Annotated in this window: 15 protein-coding genes and 1 tRNA gene; 7 read left to right on the top strand and 9 right to left on the bottom strand. The window is 49.5% G+C overall.

The genetic code is table 11. The features are described 5' to 3' along the window. The first annotated feature begins 83 nt into the window (after nt 1–83). The 5 genes from KMZ15_RS08740 (at nt 84) to rodA (ending at nt 5,970) form a co-directional block, all read left to right on the top strand. Nucleotides 84–1,127, top strand: coding sequence for a rod shape-determining protein (locus KMZ15_RS08740; protein WP_223692755.1), 1,044 nt, complete (start codon nt 84–86; stop codon nt 1,125–1,127). Nucleotides 1,128–1,189: 62 nt separating this feature from the next. Continuing rightward, the gene (gene mreC, locus KMZ15_RS08735) at nt 1,190–2,221 is read left to right on the top strand and encodes a rod shape-determining protein MreC (protein WP_223692753.1); all 1,032 of its coding nucleotides are present in this window, start codon (nt 1,190–1,192) and stop codon (nt 2,219–2,221) included. Further along, complete coding sequence (mreD, locus tag KMZ15_RS08730; RefSeq protein ID WP_223692750.1) at nt 2,218–2,730, top strand: rod shape-determining protein MreD; 513 nt, start codon at nt 2,218–2,220, stop codon at nt 2,728–2,730. Before mreC ends, mreD begins: the two co-directional genes overlap by 4 nt. Nucleotides 2,731–2,829: 99 nt before the next feature. Beyond that, a complete protein-coding gene (gene mrdA, locus KMZ15_RS08725) occupies nt 2,830–4,791 on the top strand; it encodes a penicillin-binding protein 2 (RefSeq protein ID WP_223692748.1) in 1,962 nt (653 codons plus the stop codon). 36 nt (nt 4,792–4,827) lie between these two features. After that, complete coding sequence (gene rodA, locus KMZ15_RS08720) at nt 4,828–5,970, top strand: rod shape-determining protein RodA (RefSeq protein ID WP_223692746.1); 1,143 nt, start codon at nt 4,828–4,830, stop codon at nt 5,968–5,970. On the opposite strand, the gene KMZ15_RS08715 is transcribed toward rodA, so the two are convergent. The 5 genes from KMZ15_RS08715 to KMZ15_RS08695 form a co-directional block, all read right to left on the bottom strand. Further along, nucleotides 5,967–6,431 carry a 6-carboxytetrahydropterin synthase gene (locus KMZ15_RS08715; protein WP_223692744.1) on the bottom strand — a complete coding sequence of 155 codons (465 nt, stop codon included), beginning with the start codon at nt 6,429–6,431 and terminating at the stop codon, nt 5,967–5,969. The genes rodA and KMZ15_RS08715 overlap by 4 nt on opposite strands. 12 nt (nt 6,432–6,443) lie before the next feature. Beyond that, nucleotides 6,444–7,079, bottom strand: coding sequence for a 7-carboxy-7-deazaguanine synthase (gene queE / locus KMZ15_RS08710; RefSeq protein WP_223692742.1), 636 nt, complete (start codon nt 7,077–7,079; stop codon nt 6,444–6,446). A gap of 36 nt (nt 7,080–7,115) precedes the next feature. Continuing rightward, nucleotides 7,116–7,841 carry a 7-cyano-7-deazaguanine synthase QueC gene (gene queC / locus KMZ15_RS08705; protein ID WP_223692739.1) on the bottom strand — a complete coding sequence of 242 codons (726 nt, stop codon included), beginning with the start codon at nt 7,839–7,841 and terminating at the stop codon, nt 7,116–7,118. 69 nt (nt 7,842–7,910) lie between these two features. After that, nucleotides 7,911–7,986, bottom strand: a tRNA-Phe gene (locus KMZ15_RS08700). A gap of 105 nt (nt 7,987–8,091) precedes the next feature. Continuing rightward, nucleotides 8,092–9,351, bottom strand: a complete 1,260-nt coding sequence (locus tag KMZ15_RS08695) for a 2-hydroxycarboxylate transporter family protein (RefSeq protein ID WP_223692737.1) — start codon at nt 9,349–9,351, stop codon at nt 8,092–8,094. A 559-nt stretch (nt 9,352–9,910) separates the two neighbouring features. Here KMZ15_RS08695 and KMZ15_RS08690 point away from each other — a divergent pair. Then, nucleotides 9,911–10,879, top strand: a complete 969-nt coding sequence (locus KMZ15_RS08690) for a LysR family transcriptional regulator (protein ID WP_223692735.1) — start codon at nt 9,911–9,913, stop codon at nt 10,877–10,879. After that, nucleotides 10,872–11,963, top strand: a complete 1,092-nt coding sequence (locus tag KMZ15_RS08685; RefSeq protein ID WP_223692733.1) for an ABC transporter substrate-binding protein — start codon at nt 10,872–10,874, stop codon at nt 11,961–11,963. The genes KMZ15_RS08690 and KMZ15_RS08685 overlap by 8 nt, the downstream gene beginning before the upstream one ends. Before the next feature lie 27 nt (nt 11,964–11,990). Here KMZ15_RS08685 and KMZ15_RS08680 read toward each other — a convergent pair whose 3' ends face one another. The 4 genes from KMZ15_RS08680 to KMZ15_RS08665 are packed head-to-tail and all read right to left on the bottom strand — an operon-like array spanning nt 11,991 to nt 15,854. Next, nucleotides 11,991–12,968: a peptide ABC transporter ATP-binding protein gene (locus tag KMZ15_RS08680; RefSeq protein ID WP_223692730.1), complete on the bottom strand. Its 978-nt coding sequence runs from the start codon at nt 12,966–12,968 to the stop codon at nt 11,991–11,993. Further along, nucleotides 12,965–13,966 (bottom strand): ABC transporter ATP-binding protein, encoded by a 1,002-nt coding sequence (locus tag KMZ15_RS08675; protein WP_223692728.1) that lies wholly within the window; start codon nt 13,964–13,966, stop codon nt 12,965–12,967. The genes KMZ15_RS08680 and KMZ15_RS08675 overlap by 4 nt, the downstream gene beginning before the upstream one ends. A 5-nt stretch (nt 13,967–13,971) precedes the next feature. Further along, on the bottom strand, nt 13,972–14,841 hold the full coding sequence (locus KMZ15_RS08670) for an ABC transporter permease subunit (RefSeq protein ID WP_223692726.1): 870 nt from the start codon (nt 14,839–14,841) through the stop codon (nt 13,972–13,974). Between the two features lie 2 nt (nt 14,842–14,843). Beyond that, nucleotides 14,844–15,854 (bottom strand): ABC transporter permease subunit, encoded by a 1,011-nt coding sequence (locus tag KMZ15_RS08665; protein ID WP_223692724.1) that lies wholly within the window; start codon nt 15,852–15,854, stop codon nt 14,844–14,846. Nucleotides 15,855–15,910 lie beyond the last annotated feature (56 nt).

Genomic DNA, 15,910 nt, shown 5'->3' with positions numbered 1-15,910 from the left:
CAGCACAAAAAGAGTTTTCCTGCAAGTAAAGGCAAATTATAAGGTATGATTAGCTATTTTATTGAGTCAGTTAGGATCCTTGAATGTTTGGTTTTCTGCGTAGTTATTTCTCTAATGACCTGGCGATTGATCTGGGTACCGCGAATACGCTAATTTATATGCGCGGCAAAGGCATTGTCTTAGATGAGCCGTCGGTAGTGGCAATTCGCCAAGAAGGCGGGCCAAATGGCAAAAAAACCATCCAAGCCGTCGGTAAAGAAGCCAAACAAATGCTTGGCAAGGTGCCGGGCAATATTGAGGCCATTCGCCCAATGAAGGACGGGGTGATCGCGGATTTTACGGTCACCGAGCAGATGATTAAGCAGTTTATCAAAATGGCCCATGAGTCGCGCATGTTGTCGCCTTCGCCGCGGATTATTATCTGCGTGCCGTGTGGTTCAACTCAGGTTGAACGCCGGGCCATCAAAGAAGCTGCGCACGGCGCTGGCGCCTCTCAAGTTTATTTGATCGAGGAGCCCATGGCCGCTGCCATTGGCGCAGGCCTGCCGGTTTCTGAGGCCACCGGTTCGATGGTGGTTGATATTGGCGGTGGCACGACTGAGGTCGGCGTCATTTCGCTCGGCGGTATTGTCTATAAAGGATCGGTACGCGTTGGCGGCGATAAATTCGATGAGGCTATTGTCAATTATATCCGTCGCAATTACGGTATGTTAATTGGCGAGCAAACCGCAGAAACGATTAAAAAGAAAATTGGTTCGGCTTTTCCGGGTTCTGAAGTTAAAGAAATGGAAGTCAAAGGGCGCAATTTATCAGAGGGCATTCCGCGCAGCTTTACGGTTTCTAGCAATGAAATTCTTGAGGCGCTGACTGAGCCCTTGAATCAAATTGTCTCGCAAGTCAAAATCGCCCTGGAGCAAACGCCGCCTGAACTCGGCGCGGATGTGGCCGAACGTGGCATGATGCTGACGGGTGGCGGGGCATTGTTGCACGATATTGATCGTCTGCTTGCTGAAGAAACAGGGCTACCCGTTCTAATAGGCGAAGATCCGCTCACCTGCGTGGTGCGCGGTTCAGGCATGGCGCTAGAGCGGATGGATAAATTGGGCAGCATTTTTTCGCATGATTGATAAACAAGAGCGTGTCGGTGCCGCGATGGCACGACACGAATAACTAATGATTGGCGCCGACCATGGAATACAGTCCGCCGCCACTTTTCAAGCAGGGGCCGTCTGCATTTGCGCGGCTGATGGTTTTCGTTGCGCTCGCGCTCGGCTTGCTGATTTCCGATGCGCGCTATCGTACGCTTGAAACGCTACGCCAAGTTATTGGCACTGGGCTTTATCCGTTACAACGCGTAGCGCTTGCGCCGCGTGATCTGGTGCGTGGTATTTCAGGGTTCTTTGTCACGCTGACCACCTTGCGGGCTGAAAACCAGGAGCTCAAAACACGCAACTTAAAACTCGCACTGCAAGCGTTACAAGCGGTTCAACTTGGCTCTGAAAATGCCCATCTGCGCGCATTGCTGCAATTTGAACAACGCGAAACAGTGGGTACGGTGCTCGCTGAAATTCAATATGATGCTCATGATCCCTTTACGCAAAAAGTGGTCATTGACCGTGGCCTGCGGCAGGGCGTGCAAGCCGGCGCGCCAGTGGTCAATGAAGAGGGCGTGATTGGTCAAGTAACCCGGGTTTATCCACTGCAAGCAGAAGTGACTCTATTGACGGATAAAGATCAGGCGGTGCCTGTACAATTGGTGCGCACGGGGGTTAGAAGTATTATCTCTGGTACGCCTCGCGGCGATTTGCTTGAATTGCGCTATATCCCAGTCAGTGCGGATATCCAAGCGGATGATCAATTAGTCACCAGTGGTCTGGATGGGGTCTTTCCGCCAGGTTTGCCGGTAGCAAAGGTGCTGCGGGTTGAGCGTCAAGATGGCGCTGAATTCGCCCGGGTCATTTGCGTACCTTACACTCCGGTCCGAGGGACACGCCAGTTGCTGGTGCTGCATTATGAAAACCCGCCGCCACTTGAGTTAAATGACGCGGCAAAAAATACATTGAATGCAGCTGGAAACAATGCCGGTGCTAAAGCTAAAGCTAAAGCAACCGCGAGCGCGACGCCCACGAATTCTGTTAAGCGTAAAAATATAAAACCGAAAACTAGCGCCAAAAGCCAGAGCGCTCCAGCGCCAGATACGACAAACCAGGGCCCGCAATGAACCGCTTGCATCACATCTTATTGCCGGTGAATCCGTTATTTATTGCGTTTAGCCTGATCGTTGCTTTTGTATTAAATCTGCTGCCTTGGGGGCGGCTGATGGGAATGCCGGATTTTGTCGCGTTGGTTGTACTATTTTGGAATATCCATCAGCCGCGCAAAGTTGGCATGGGGATTGCGTTTGGCTTGGGCCTATTGATGGACGTACATGATGCCAGCTTGTTGGGTGAGCATGCGCTTGCCTATACCTTGCTTTCATATGGCGCCATTATGATTCATCGCCGCGTCTTGTGGTCTCCCCTGCTAGGGCAGGCGCTGCATGTCTTGCCGTTACTTCTGCTGGCACAAATCGTACCCTTTACGATTCGCTTGATGACCGGCGCTGCTTTTCCGGGGTGGGGATATTTGATAGACGGTTTGGTCGAAGCGGCGCTATGGCCAGTGGCCAGTGTCCTGCTGCTCGCGCCGCAAAAGCGCTCAGCCAATACTGATGATACGCGTCCAATATGATAAAGCGATTTAGTTTTATCATAAAGCGGATATCGGTTGGCGGGTTAGGGCTTTTACTCGCCTTTAAGTTGGGCTCATTAGTCGCTTGGGCCTAAATTCATGCCTGAATTCAAAAATACCGAGCAGCAGCTACAGCAATTCCGCTTGCGCGTGGCAGCGGCCGCGATATTTGTGTTTTTGTGTTTTGCGCTATTGGCGGGACGTTTTCTATATTTGCAAATCTGGCGCTACGGACAATATTCATTACAGGCGGATGAAAACCGTATTGCGGTCGCGCCAATTATGCCAAACCGCGGCATTATTACCGATCGCAACGGTATTGTGTTGGCCAAAAATTACTCTGCTTACACGCTTGAAATTACGCCCTCAAAAATTAATGGCACACTAGACGAAGTGGTTGATAGCCTGTCGCAAATTGTAGCGGTTGATGCACGGGATCGGCGCCGCTTTAAAAAGCTGTTAGAAGATTCAAAAAATTTTGAAAGCTTGCCATTGCGTATCCGCCTTTCCGATACCGAGGTGGCAAGGTTCACTGCGCAGCGCTTTCGGTTTCCTGGCGTTGAAGTGCGTATTCGTTGGTTTCGCCAATATCCACTTGGCACAACTGCGGCGCACGTGATTGGTTATATTGGCCGGCTCTCGCAGCGTGACCAGGAGCGCATTCGGAACGCAAGCGAGCTCAATAATAGCGGGCTTAAACCTTATGATCCGCGGCTTGATGCAAATAATTATAAAGGCACTGACCATCTCGGCAAAATTGGCGTTGAACAAAGCTACGAGACTGAGCTACACGGCCAGACTGGCTTTGAAGAGGTCGAAGTGACCGCGGGTGGACGCCGAGTACGCACTTTGTCGCATAGCCGGGCAGTCGCGGGCAATAACCTGGTGCTCTCACTGGATATTAATTTGCAGCAAATTGCCGAGCAAGCCTTTGCCGGCCGGCGTGGGGCGCTGGTGGCGATCGAGCCTGCGAGTGGCGATGTTTTGGCTTTCGTTTCCGCCCCTAGTTTTGATCCCAACGCTTTCGTTGATGGGATTGATCAGCAAACCTGGGATGAACTCAATACGTCAACCGATCGGCCGCTTTTGAATCGTCCATTGCAAGGCACTTATCCGCCAGGCTCAACCTATAAACCCTTTGTTGCGCTGGCCGCGTTAGCATTGGGTAAGCGTACCCCGCAATGGGGTTTTCAGGATCCTGGGTCTTATACCCTGGGGGGGCACACTTTCCGCGATGATGTGCCCGGGGGGCATGGCTGGGTTGATATGTATCGCTCCATTGTGCTGTCGTGCGACACTTATTACTATATGTTGGCGCGTGACCTGGGCGTGAATGCAATGGCTGAGTTTATGGCGCCATGGGGCTTTGGTCAGTTAACCGGCATTGATATTGACGGTGAGACGAGAGGCGTATTGCCTTCGACCGGCTGGAAAAAGAAGGCCCACCGACGCTCTGATTTGCAAAGATGGTACGACGGCGACACCATTAATTTGGGGATCGGGCAAGGTTATAACTCATTTACTACTTTGCAAATGGCGCATGCAACCGCGATACTGGCTAATAATGGCGTGGTGATGAAGCCTCATCTGGTAAAAGAAATCGAGCATCCGCTCACGCATGAAACCCGTCTGACTGTGCCAAGCGCAAGTTATCAGGTCAATGTGAACCAGCAGGATATTAATTTTATTAAGCGCGCGATGGTCGGAGTTATCACCCAAGGTACTGCGGCGAATGCTTTTAGAGGGGCAGGCTATCAAGCCGCCGGTAAAACCGGTACAGCTCAGGTGTTCTCGCTGCAAGGTGCAAAATATCGTGCGCATACGCTGGCCGAGAATCGGCGCGATCACGCATTATTTATTGCTTACGCACCTGCTGATAAGCCATCTATTGCGCTTGCTTTAGTTGTCGAAAATGGTGGTTGGGGTGGGCGAGCTGCGGCGCCGATTGTACGCAAACTGCTTGATTACTATTTGGTGGATCGTCTCAAGCCCAAAACCAGCGCTGCTGCAATGCCAGCCACGCCTGTCACTGCCATTGAAAAACGTGCCATCAAACAATAATGAGCCACTGCTAGCGCTCTTGGCTTGAGGACTAGAATGTCGATTAAAATTTATTTAAAACGCATTAAACCGCTTTTCGTCGGTTTTGACCGGCCTTTTTTCCTGTTTGTTTTAGCCTTAATTGCGGTCGGCATGCTGACCTTATATAGCGCGAGCTTTAATATGCCAGGTCGTGTGCAAGACCAATTGCGCAACATTTTATTGACCTTCGTCCTAATGTGGGGAATTGCCAATTTATCGCCCCAAGTGTTAAGCCGTTTGGCGGTTCCTTTATATACGTTCGGTATTAGTTTACTGATTGCCGTTGCACTCTTTGGCCTGATACGCAAAGGCGCGCAACGGTGGATCAATCTTGGGTTGGTGATTCAGCCTTCCGAAATCATGAAAATTGCGATGCCATTAATGCTGGCGTGGTATTACCAGCGGCGTGAGGGCGCGCTGCGTTGGTATGACCATATTGTGGCCTTAGCATTGCTGGCAGTCCCGGTCGGTTTGATCGCTAAGCAACCTGATTTAGGTACCGCAGTGCTGGTGTTTTCGGCCGGATTTTTTGTCATTTATTTGGCTGGTTTGAGCTTTAAATTAATTGTACCGGTATTACTTGCGATTACGATTGCAGCGGGCTCGCTGATTGTATTTCAACAAAAAATCTGCCAACCGCAAGTGCAATGGCCATTATTGCATGACTATCAGAAACACCGTGTTTGCACCTTACTTGACCCAACCACCGATCCTCTTGGGAAAGGCTTTCATACGATTCAGGCGGTGATCGCGATTGGCTCGGGGGGCTTGTTTGGTAAAGGCTGGTTAAAAGGTACTCAAGCCCATCTCGAATTTATTCCTGAGCGGCATACCGATTTTATTTTTGCCGTGTATGCAGAGGAGTTTGGCCTAGTGGGCAGTATTGCTTTACTTTTGCTTTATTTATGTTTGATTGTGCGCGGATTATATGTTGCCGCTAATGGCGCGACCCTTTTTGCTCGTTTATTGGCAGGCTCGCTCACTTTAAGCTTTTTTACCTATACGTTCGTCAATATTGGCATGGTGATTGGCTTATTGCCAGTAGTCGGGGTGCCGTTGCCTTTTATGAGTTACGGTGGGACGGCCCTCGTTACGCTGGGTATTGCGGTTGGTTTAATCATGAGTATGGGTCGGCAAAAACCTTTAATACAGAGTTAGGCAGTGTTTAAACTCGCAGGGCGCTCAACCTCGGCCCAACAATTGGGTGTTTCATATAAGCGCACCCGCTTAAGCCTTAAATCTGCGCCATAGTGACTGTTATACGTCAGAGCAAGTGTATCAAACGCAATCGCGGCCAGATTTTCGACGGTAGGTATCTGTTCGAGGACAACCGTTTTATGGTTTGGCAGCGTATCAAGAAAGGTCCGTACTGCAGTATCGCCAGCATACACTAAAAAAGCATGATCCCAGTGCTCGACCAAGTGCTGAAGGGCGAGCGCTTTGACCTGTGCGAAATCCATCACCATGCCGCGATCAGGCGCGCCTTCGGTGGCGATTGGCTTGCCTGTTAGCGTAATTTCAAGCACATAACGATGACCATGCAGGTTGCAGCATAGGCTGCGATGGTCTGGAATACGGTGACCAGCATCAAATTCAAGTTTACGAGTGATGGTTAACACGGCAGGACAAATTTAGGGAATGTGTAAATATTTATGGGTTTGCATCGATAGCCGCCAACGCGGATGCTGCTTGCACCAATCGATGGCAAAGCGCGTATTAAGCTCGCGTGCTGCATTATCCATCGGTTGCACCAGAAAATGATCGAAGTCGAGTTTTTCATAAGCCAAGAGCTGCTGATGGTCCTGCGGCACCACCACTTTGAGTTCATTGCCCTGTGTGACGACCAACGGCGCAGCCGCTTTGGGGCTGACGCAAACCCAATCAATGCCTGCTGGTATAGGCAGCGTGCCGTTGGTTTCAAGCGCAATTTCAAACTGTGCGGCATGCAGCGCTGCGATCAATTCACCGTTAAGCTGTAGTAACGGCTCTCCGCCGGTACAGACGACCAAGCGATGCGCCGCGCCTGCCGGCCATAGCGAGGCAATCTGGGCGACTACTGCAGCGGCGCCTTTGTATTTGCCGCCATTTTCGCCATTTGTGCCAACAAAATCAGTATCACAAAAACGGCAAATCGCCTGCGCGCGATCTTGCTCGCGGCCGGACCAGAGATTGCAGCCCGCAAAGCGGCAAAACACAGCAGGCCGCCCGGCATTAATACCTTCACCCTGCAAAGTATAAAAAATTTCTTTAATTGAATAAAACGCCATGACAAAGAACTCTATCGACTTAAGGCCGCCACGTCTTTAATTTAGGCCAGCTATGAAAGTTTCATAACCCCGTTTACGTAATAGACAGGATGGGCATTCACTGCAGCCATAGCCCCAGTCATGCAGCGTACTACGCTCACCAAGATAACATGTATGAGTTTCAAGGCGGATTAAATCAAGCAATGTATCACCGCCAAGCGTGTGTGCTAGTTGCCATGTTTGCGCTTTATCAAGCCACATCAGTGGGGTTTCAATGACAAAACGACGATCCATCCCCAGATTGAGGGCAACTTGCAATGCCTTGAGGGTATCGTCGCGGCAATCGGGATAACCAGAAAAATCCGTCTCGCACATACCGCCTACCAGTACTTGCAAGCCACGCCGATAGGCAAGCGCTGCGGCCATCGTCAGGAACATCAAATTGCGGCCTGGCACAAAGGTGTTTGGCAAACCGTTAGCAAGCGTTTCAATCTGAACGTCACGCGTCATGGCAGTGTCGCTTAACGAACCGAACATCGATAAATCAACCAAATGATCGTCGTGTAGACGCGTACGCCAGGGTGCAAAGGCTTCGGTTTCTATAAGGCGCGCTCGGAAATGGCTGCGGCATTCAAGTTCAATCCGATGTCGCTGACCATAATCAAAGCTGATGGTCTCAACATGATGGTACCGCTGAAGCGCCCATGCCAGACACGTAGCAGAGTCTTGGCCGCCAGAGAATAGTACGAGTGCGCGGCTATGAGGATGTGTTTGTGCCGTCACTTTAGTCTCCTGTCATGGAACCTATGCTGACAGTAAAAAGGACTTGCAATCATGCAAGTCCTGAAATGCTGGTGGCCTGGGGCGGGTTCGAACCACCGACACACGGATTTTCAGTCCGCTGCTCTACCGACTGAGCTACCGGGCCACTTAAAACGAGAGTATAGCAAAGAACCTAAGCGGGTGTATAGATTCGCTACATATGACGCTTGTGTGTAACCAACTTAATACGATTGTTGCTGCTATTCGGTATTTAGGCAGTTAATCCGAGTAAGCCAATTGCGACAGTGATAGTGAGCGCTCCCCCTAGGCGCGTTGCCATTTGCGCAAAAGGCATAAGCTGCAGGCGATTAGCCGAGGTAAGAATGGCCACATCACCAATACCCCCCATGCCACTATGGCAAGCGTTAATAATCGCTCCTTCAATCGGATAGAGGCCCACCCAGCGGCCTACAAAAAAGCCAACCGTAGTCAGGGTTAGCACCGTCACGAAAATGGTAACGATATTTGCTAAATTAAAAGCGGCTAATAAATCATTCCAAGGGGTAATAGTGACCCCAATGGCAAAGAGTAACGGATAGGTGACTGTGGTTGAGAAAAAGTGATAAACCGTGTGCGCGCCATCCTCTAATTTAGGTGAAACCGCATAAGTTAGCTTAGCGAGCACTGCTAGAAAAAACATCGTAACGGGAGCTGGTAAGCCTATAAGCTTATGCACGAGGATACCCATGATATAGAGCGTAATTGCGATCATGCCAGCAGCGGCGATATTTTCAACCGAAGCCACGGCATTATTATTTTTCTTTAGTAACGTACCATCGTCGTTGATATGTAGACGACCGTTGCCCGTGTAGCAGGGGTGACGTTTACCGAATTGGTTGAGCAAGCCAGCGAAGATAATAGCGGTTAAGTTGCCAAGCATGACAGCAGGCAGAATCTGTGCAAAAAGCTGCTTTTGCGGCAGATTCAGAATGTCAGCATAGCCTAGTGTGAGAGGGATAGCCCCCTCACCGATACCACCGGCCATGATAGGAATAACAATATAAAAGAAAGTTTGGTGTGCGCTCAAGCCAAAGGCCATTCCGGTAAGGGTTCCAAAAAGGGCTGCGGCAATAGAGCCAGCGACAAGGGGCAGAAAGATTTTAACAAAACCTCTTACAATGGTTAGGCGATTCATACTAAGAATACTGCCCACGACCACAGAGGCAATAAATAGATAAAGGATATTAGTTGATTGCCAGAAATTATTGATTGAACTAACTAATTCGTTGGGCAGGAGTTTGTAATAGACGAGGCAAGAGGGTAAAAAGGTAGTGACAATGACTGGCCCACCAATCTGACGCAGGCCCGGAATACGTGCGCCCAATTCGGCACAGGTAAAACCGAATACGGCAAGTAGCGCAATCATGACGGAGATATCGCCGGAGATTTCCCCCAAGGCCAAGAGGAAGCCTAAGCAAACAAGAGTAAGGCAATACGCCGGTAATGGAATAATGCCGATGCGCAGATTCATTAGTTTCTGCCATTGAAGACAAGCAAACGGGAAGCGAAACATACCAGTTTTATGTCCCTGTAGAAAATATCGCCACTTTTTATGCACCAAAACATCGCTATCAGCGGATGAAGTATTCATTTGCCTACATCTCCTTGATCTGAATATTCATTTAGCACCAGCCACCAAGGACGGCCCCTAAGCTTTTTTAAGCTCTATCGATCAGGGTACGTCTAAAAAAAGACGCGATATTTTCATACCGCTACCTAAACCAAAGTCATGTTGCATCGAAGGGACGCTTATCTTCAATAAACTTTTCTGGCTCTAGTATGGGTAACAAGGGATATTCACAACAAGGTCAATTTTTATTTTTTATCGTTATGAATTTAGTGCAATAAAAATTTGTGCTTACCTCGCGTTGCTGCTTTTGTTGCAACCTTTTCTCTTAGAAAGTAGAACAATTAAAATCAAAAAAGCTCACCTAATTTTTGTACTGTGTTCTACACTTTAGTGACTTAGAGGAGTTTTTTACGCTGTTTGATAGACGTAACTAAATAATCACTGCGGGTTAGAAACAAGCATGAATCCATCCTTATCAAGCGAAATTAATCAGCGCCGCATTCGCTGTTTCTATGCAGTCTATTCCACGGGCTCAGCATGTGCTGCGGCAGATAGTTTAAATACTTCTGCGGCAGTTGTGACACGCCACATTCAATTACTAGAAAAGGAATTAGGAACGCTATTATTTGAACGACGCCATCGGAATGGGATGAAACCCACCGAAGCGGCTAAGATTGTTTTGGAATACTACCGGGCGTCTCGTGCGCAGCAAGATCACATGGAAGTTTGTTTAGATGAGTTGCGCAGTATGAAGCGGGGAACTATTCGCTTTGCTCTGCCAGCGGCTTATATCGATACGCTTATGGAAGACATATTTACTGATTTTTGCCATGAACACCCTAACTTAAATATAGTTGTCGAAGAAATTAACAACTCCTCTCAAATAGTCACTAGCGTTTTAGCGGACTCTGCAGATGTTGGGATTATTTTTAATAACATACCTAATCCAGATATTCTTTGTTATGCAAATAGGCTCCTACCCATGCGTGCGTTAGTGAGTCGGAGCCATCCGCTAGCTCACGAACAAAAGGTTAGTTTCGAAGAGTTATCTCGTTACCCGCTCGCTTTGCCACCTAATTCTTTTAATTTTAGAAAGCTACTTCAATCCGCAGAGCGCTTAGAGAAAATCCAGTTAAAGACAATATTAACGACGAACTCTTGTTGTGCTCAAAAAAAATTCGCCAGTGTCAAGAATGGCACAACGATTATGACTGCGTTTGCAGCTCGCCAGGAAATTAGAGAGGGGCAATTGATTGCACTTGAAATTGATAACCCGCTTTTGACCAGCGTGGAAGCTTCCTTAGTCGTCAGGCGGGGCAAAATATTTTCGCCAGCACTTAAGAAATTGCTTGGATTGCTCAAGAATAAGTTATTAATTTTTACGCATAACGAGCAAGATTTTCTTCCTTCTGCCTGCACTTATGGATGATCAAACTAAACTTTTTATTAATCGGCGCAAATCCCTTAAAAAAATGGCAGTTGGCATTTTAACCACCCTTTGCGCTCCATTTATGATGACCCCTTCACGAGCCTCTTCAAAGCGAATCTTAATTCGGGATTCAGGCGGGATAATTAATCAGGCATATAACGAGGTGCTCTATAAGCCTTTTTCTAAAAAAACGGGCATTGAAGTTATTGGCGTTCCTGCAAGCGCAAATCCTACCGCCCAGATTCAAACGATGGTTCAATCAAAGAATTACTTGTGGGATATGGCCGCTTTGGGAGAAATGGCTATCCTACTGTTAACGACTGGCAGCGGCGACAAATGCTTTCTGGAAAAACATAAACTTGAGCTTGACCCTGTTATTTCACGAATTCCGCCACAATTTATGTCACCTTATGGGGTGGGAACAAATGTATATTCTACCGTGCTTGCTTATCGCACTGATGTATTTAAAAAACATCAGGCACCGCAAACATGGAAAGATTTATGGGATATAAAAAATTTTGCGGGGCGGCGTGGCTTATATAGGCACCCGCTTGACATGACCGAGATTGCGTTAATGGCTAATGGTGTCCCTGCGAATGATATTTACCCTTGCGATCTTGATAGGGCGTTTCGTAGTCTTAGTAAAATCAAGCGGGATATTAGTGTCTGGTGGACGAGTGGGCCACAAGTTGAGCAACTGCTAAAATCCGGCGAGATAGATTTAACACCGGCTTGGATATCTCGTGTACAAACAGCAATAGATGCAGGTGCGCCAGTAGCATTTTCTTGGCACCAGCATATTTACCAGTGCGATAGCTGGGCAATTTTAAAAGGCACGCCTAATGCAGGTGCATGCCGCGAATTTATCAAATTTGCCTCAGACCCAGAGCGGCAGGCGCTGCTCGCAGCATACGCCATTGGCCCAACACAGCCCGATGCTTTCAATTATATTAAACCGGAGCAAGCTATGAATCTTACAAGTTATCCGACGAATCTTGAGAGAGGGCGACACATTGATGCGGCCTACTGGTGCAAGAATCAGGATCACGCTATCCAACGGTTTAATGATTGGATGCTAAGTTGATTTAACCCTGAACCCTTCTACACCATACTAAATCTCTAATTCCTCTGCCCGATGGCAAGCAACCTGCCGATGATCCACCTCACGTAAGATCGGCACCTCACGTCGGCAACGCTCAATCGCATACGGACAACGTTGATGAAACGTGCAACCAGCCGGAGGGTTAAGTGGCGATGGCAGTTCCCCTTCGAGGCGAATTTGAATCCGTCTTTCAGCGGGGCGGATAGCCGGGGTCGCAGACATAAGGGCGCGCGTATAGGGATGACGAGCGCGGGCAAAAAGCGTGGCCTTGTCGCCAAACTCAACAATGCCCCCAAGGTACATCACCATAACATCATGCGCGATATGTTCGACGACGGACAGATCGTGCGAGATAAATACATAGCTAATGCCGAAACGATCCTGCAAATCCATAAAGAGATTGAGGATTTGCGCCTGAATAGACACATCAAGCGCGGAGACGGGTTCATCGGCCACCACAATTTGCGGCTCAAGGATCATCGCCCGCGCAATCGCAATGCGCTGTTGTTGACCGCCAGAAAACATATGCGGATAACGCCGCATATGCTCTGGCCGTAAGCCAACGGTAGCCATCATCTCCTGAATGCGCGTAAAGCGGGTGGCGCGATCAAAGTCAGTATTAATGATGAGGGGCTCGGCCAGAGTAGCGGCGACGGTTTTTCTCGGGTTAAGCGAGGCAAATGGGTGCTGAAAAACCATTTGCACGCAACGGCGTAGCGCTGTGCGGGTAGCGCGGTCAGCGGTGGCGACATCATGGCCATTGATCAAGAGCGTACCAGAGGTTGGCTCTTCAACCATAGTGATCTGGCGCGCAAGCGTTGATTTGCCACACCCTGACTCCCCAACAACAGCAAGCGTTTTGCCACGGGCGAGCGAAAACGACACTTGATTCAATGCCTTGACCTGGCTGTGTCCAAAAAATCCTCGGCGTACCGAATAATGTTTGGTTAAACGGTCCGCGACGAGCACGGTGTCTGGTGCATTCATGATGTGGAGTGAGAAACAACTACCGGCGTGCTGCCAGCTGATGGCAAATTGAGTGGCTTAATGCAACGCACAGCGCCTGCTGCAATAGGGGCTAATGACGGTCGTGTTTGTTGACAAGCTGCAATCCTATATTTGCAGCGCGGCTCAAACAAGCAGCCCGGTGGCCGGTCGTGTTGGCCCGGCACCACGCCAGATAAGGCGACTAGGCGCTTAGCGCCGCGATTATGCTCGGGGATCGCCGTCAATAATGCTTCGGTATAAGGATGGTGCGGTTGCTCAAAAATATTGGGGACATGATTGGTTTCAACAATTTGGCCAGCATACATGACGGCCACCCGTCGAGCGACTTGCGAGACGACTGCCAGATCATGCGAAATCAGGACTAAAGCCATACAATGCTCTTTTTGCAAATCAACCAGCAGTTGCATAATCTGGGCTTGGATGGTGACATCAAGCGCAGTGGTTGGCTCGTCAGCAATTAACAATTTTGGATTGCAGGCAATGGCCATGGCAATCATCACACGTTGGTTCATCCCGCCCGAGAGTTGATGCGGAAAAGCATCCATACGATTTTTGGCGTCTGAAATGCCAACTTGATCAAGTAACTCTAGCGTACGCCGCTGCAGCACTGCGCCGCGCAAATTCTCATGCTGCCATAGGACTTCCTTAATTTGCGCACCAACGGTGTAGCTTGGGTTAAGGCTTGCCAACGGGTCTTGAAACACCATTGAGATATCTTTGCCGATAATTTTGCGCCGCGCACGAGGCGATGCATTGAGCAAATCTTTACCATCAAAGCTAATCTCGTCGGCGCGCACTTGACCCGGCGCATCAACCAGTCCCATTAAGGCCAGCATGGTAATGCTTTTGCCGCAACCCGATTCACCGACAATACCGACAACCTCGCCAGGCGCAATCTCGAAATCAATATGATCCACGACTGGCGGCCCGCCGAAATTGACCGAGAGTTGGCGGATAGTTAAAAGATTTTGCTTCATTGAAATTAGTGAATTTGTTTTAACTTGGGGTCAAGCGCATCGCGCAGTCCATCACCAAGCAGGTTAATAGACAGAACGGTCACCAAAATAGCAATGCCCGGCAGGGTCACCATCCACCATGCGCTATTCATGTAATCGCGCGCGGAAGCAAGCATTGAGCCCCATTCGGCAAGCGGGGGCTGCACCCCAATGCCAAGAAAGCCAAGCGCTGCCGCATCGAGCAGTGCCGTCGAAAAGCCAAGCGTTGCTTGTACAATCAACGGAGCTGCGCAGTTTGGCAATACTTGCAAAAACATCAAGCGCAAGGTACCTGCGCCAGCCACGCGCGATGCCGTCACATACTCTTTGCTTAATTCAGCCAGGGCTGAGGCGCGCGTGAGTCGCACATAACCGGGAAGGGTCACAATGGCGATGGCATACATCGTATTGGTAAGCCCTGGACCCAGTACGGCGACGACCGCGACCGCTAGCAAAAGTGCCGGCAATGCAAGCAGTACATCGATCAAACGCATGATTGGCACATCCAGCCAGCGCTGAAAAAATGCCGCGCACAAGCCAAGCACGGTGCCCAGTGAAAGCGCGAGCAAGACGGAGATGCTGCCGATCCAAAACGACAAGCGTGCGCCATGCATCAAGCGCGAAAGCATATCGCGTCCCGCTTGGTCTGTGCCGAGTAAAAAACGCCAGGAGCCGCCCTCTTGCCAGACGGGGGGGACGCGAATGGCATCGCGATATTGCTCAGTTGGATCATACGGCGCAAGCACGGGCGCAAAGATCGCGGCAAGCATAAATACTATAAGCAGGCCGCCCGCTAAGACAGCGCCCCGGTGGGTGCGGAAATGCGCCCAAAATTCCGCTAAATTGGATTGGTTCATTGTTATCTCGAGTGGCGAATACGCGGATTAAGCACGCCGTATAACACATCGACTAACAAATTAACGATGATAACCAGTGTGGCCAGGACCAAAATTCCACTTTGTACAATCGGATAATCGCGCCGGTTGATCGCATCAATTAGCCATTTGCCAACCCCTGGCCAAGAGAAAATAGTTTCTGTTAGCACCGCGCCTGAAAGCAGCGAACCAACTTGCAGGCCAATCACGGTCACCACGGGAATTAAGGCATTACGTAACGCATGGACGATGACCACTCGGCTCGGCGAGAGCCCTTTGGCACGTGCCGTACGAATGTAATTTTCACGCAAAACTTCAAGCATCGATGAGCGGGTCATGCGTGCGATGACGGCGAGCGGAATAGTGCCTAATACAACCGATGGCAAGACTAAATGACGCAAAGCAGAGCGCAAAGCACCCTCTTGGCCGGAGAGCCAGGTATCAATCAATGTAAAACCGGTCACGGAGGGTATATCGTATTGAATCGCCAGATGGCCCGATACCGGTAGCCAGCCAAGCTGCACTGAAAAAAACATAATTAAAATCAAGCCCCACCAAAAGATAGGCATTGAATAGCCAGCCAGTGCAAGGCTCATTATAGCGCGATCAAAAATCGAGCCAGCCTTAAGCGCCGCCAAAATACCAATCGGCAAGCCAAGGATGAGGGCGAAAGAAAGCGCCCCCAACGAGAGCTCAATCGTGGCTGGAAAGCGCGCTAAAAATTCACCCATCACACTCGTATGAGTGGCCAGCGAAGTGCCGAGGTTGCCTTGCAGTACATCTGATAAATAGCGCAAGTATTGCACCGGTAATGGCAAATCAAGCCCGAGGCGATGTATCGCTTCAGCATGAGCTTCAGGGGTAATCCCGCGATCGCCCATCATGACTTCGATTGGGTCGCCAGGAATCACATGGATAAGCGTGAAGGTAAGCATTGTAATGCCGATAAAAGTCGGCACGAACATACCAAGACGGCGTAAGATAGATCGCAACATAGCGTTATTTTATAACTGATTGATTCAATGATTGTACGGCAGACTAACGTAGCGTG

The organism is Mycoavidus sp. HKI (genome assembly GCF_020023735.2).
Lineage (GTDB): Bacteria > Pseudomonadota > Gammaproteobacteria > Burkholderiales > Burkholderiaceae > Mycoavidus.
This window is presented reverse-complemented; position numbering and strand designations above follow the sequence as displayed.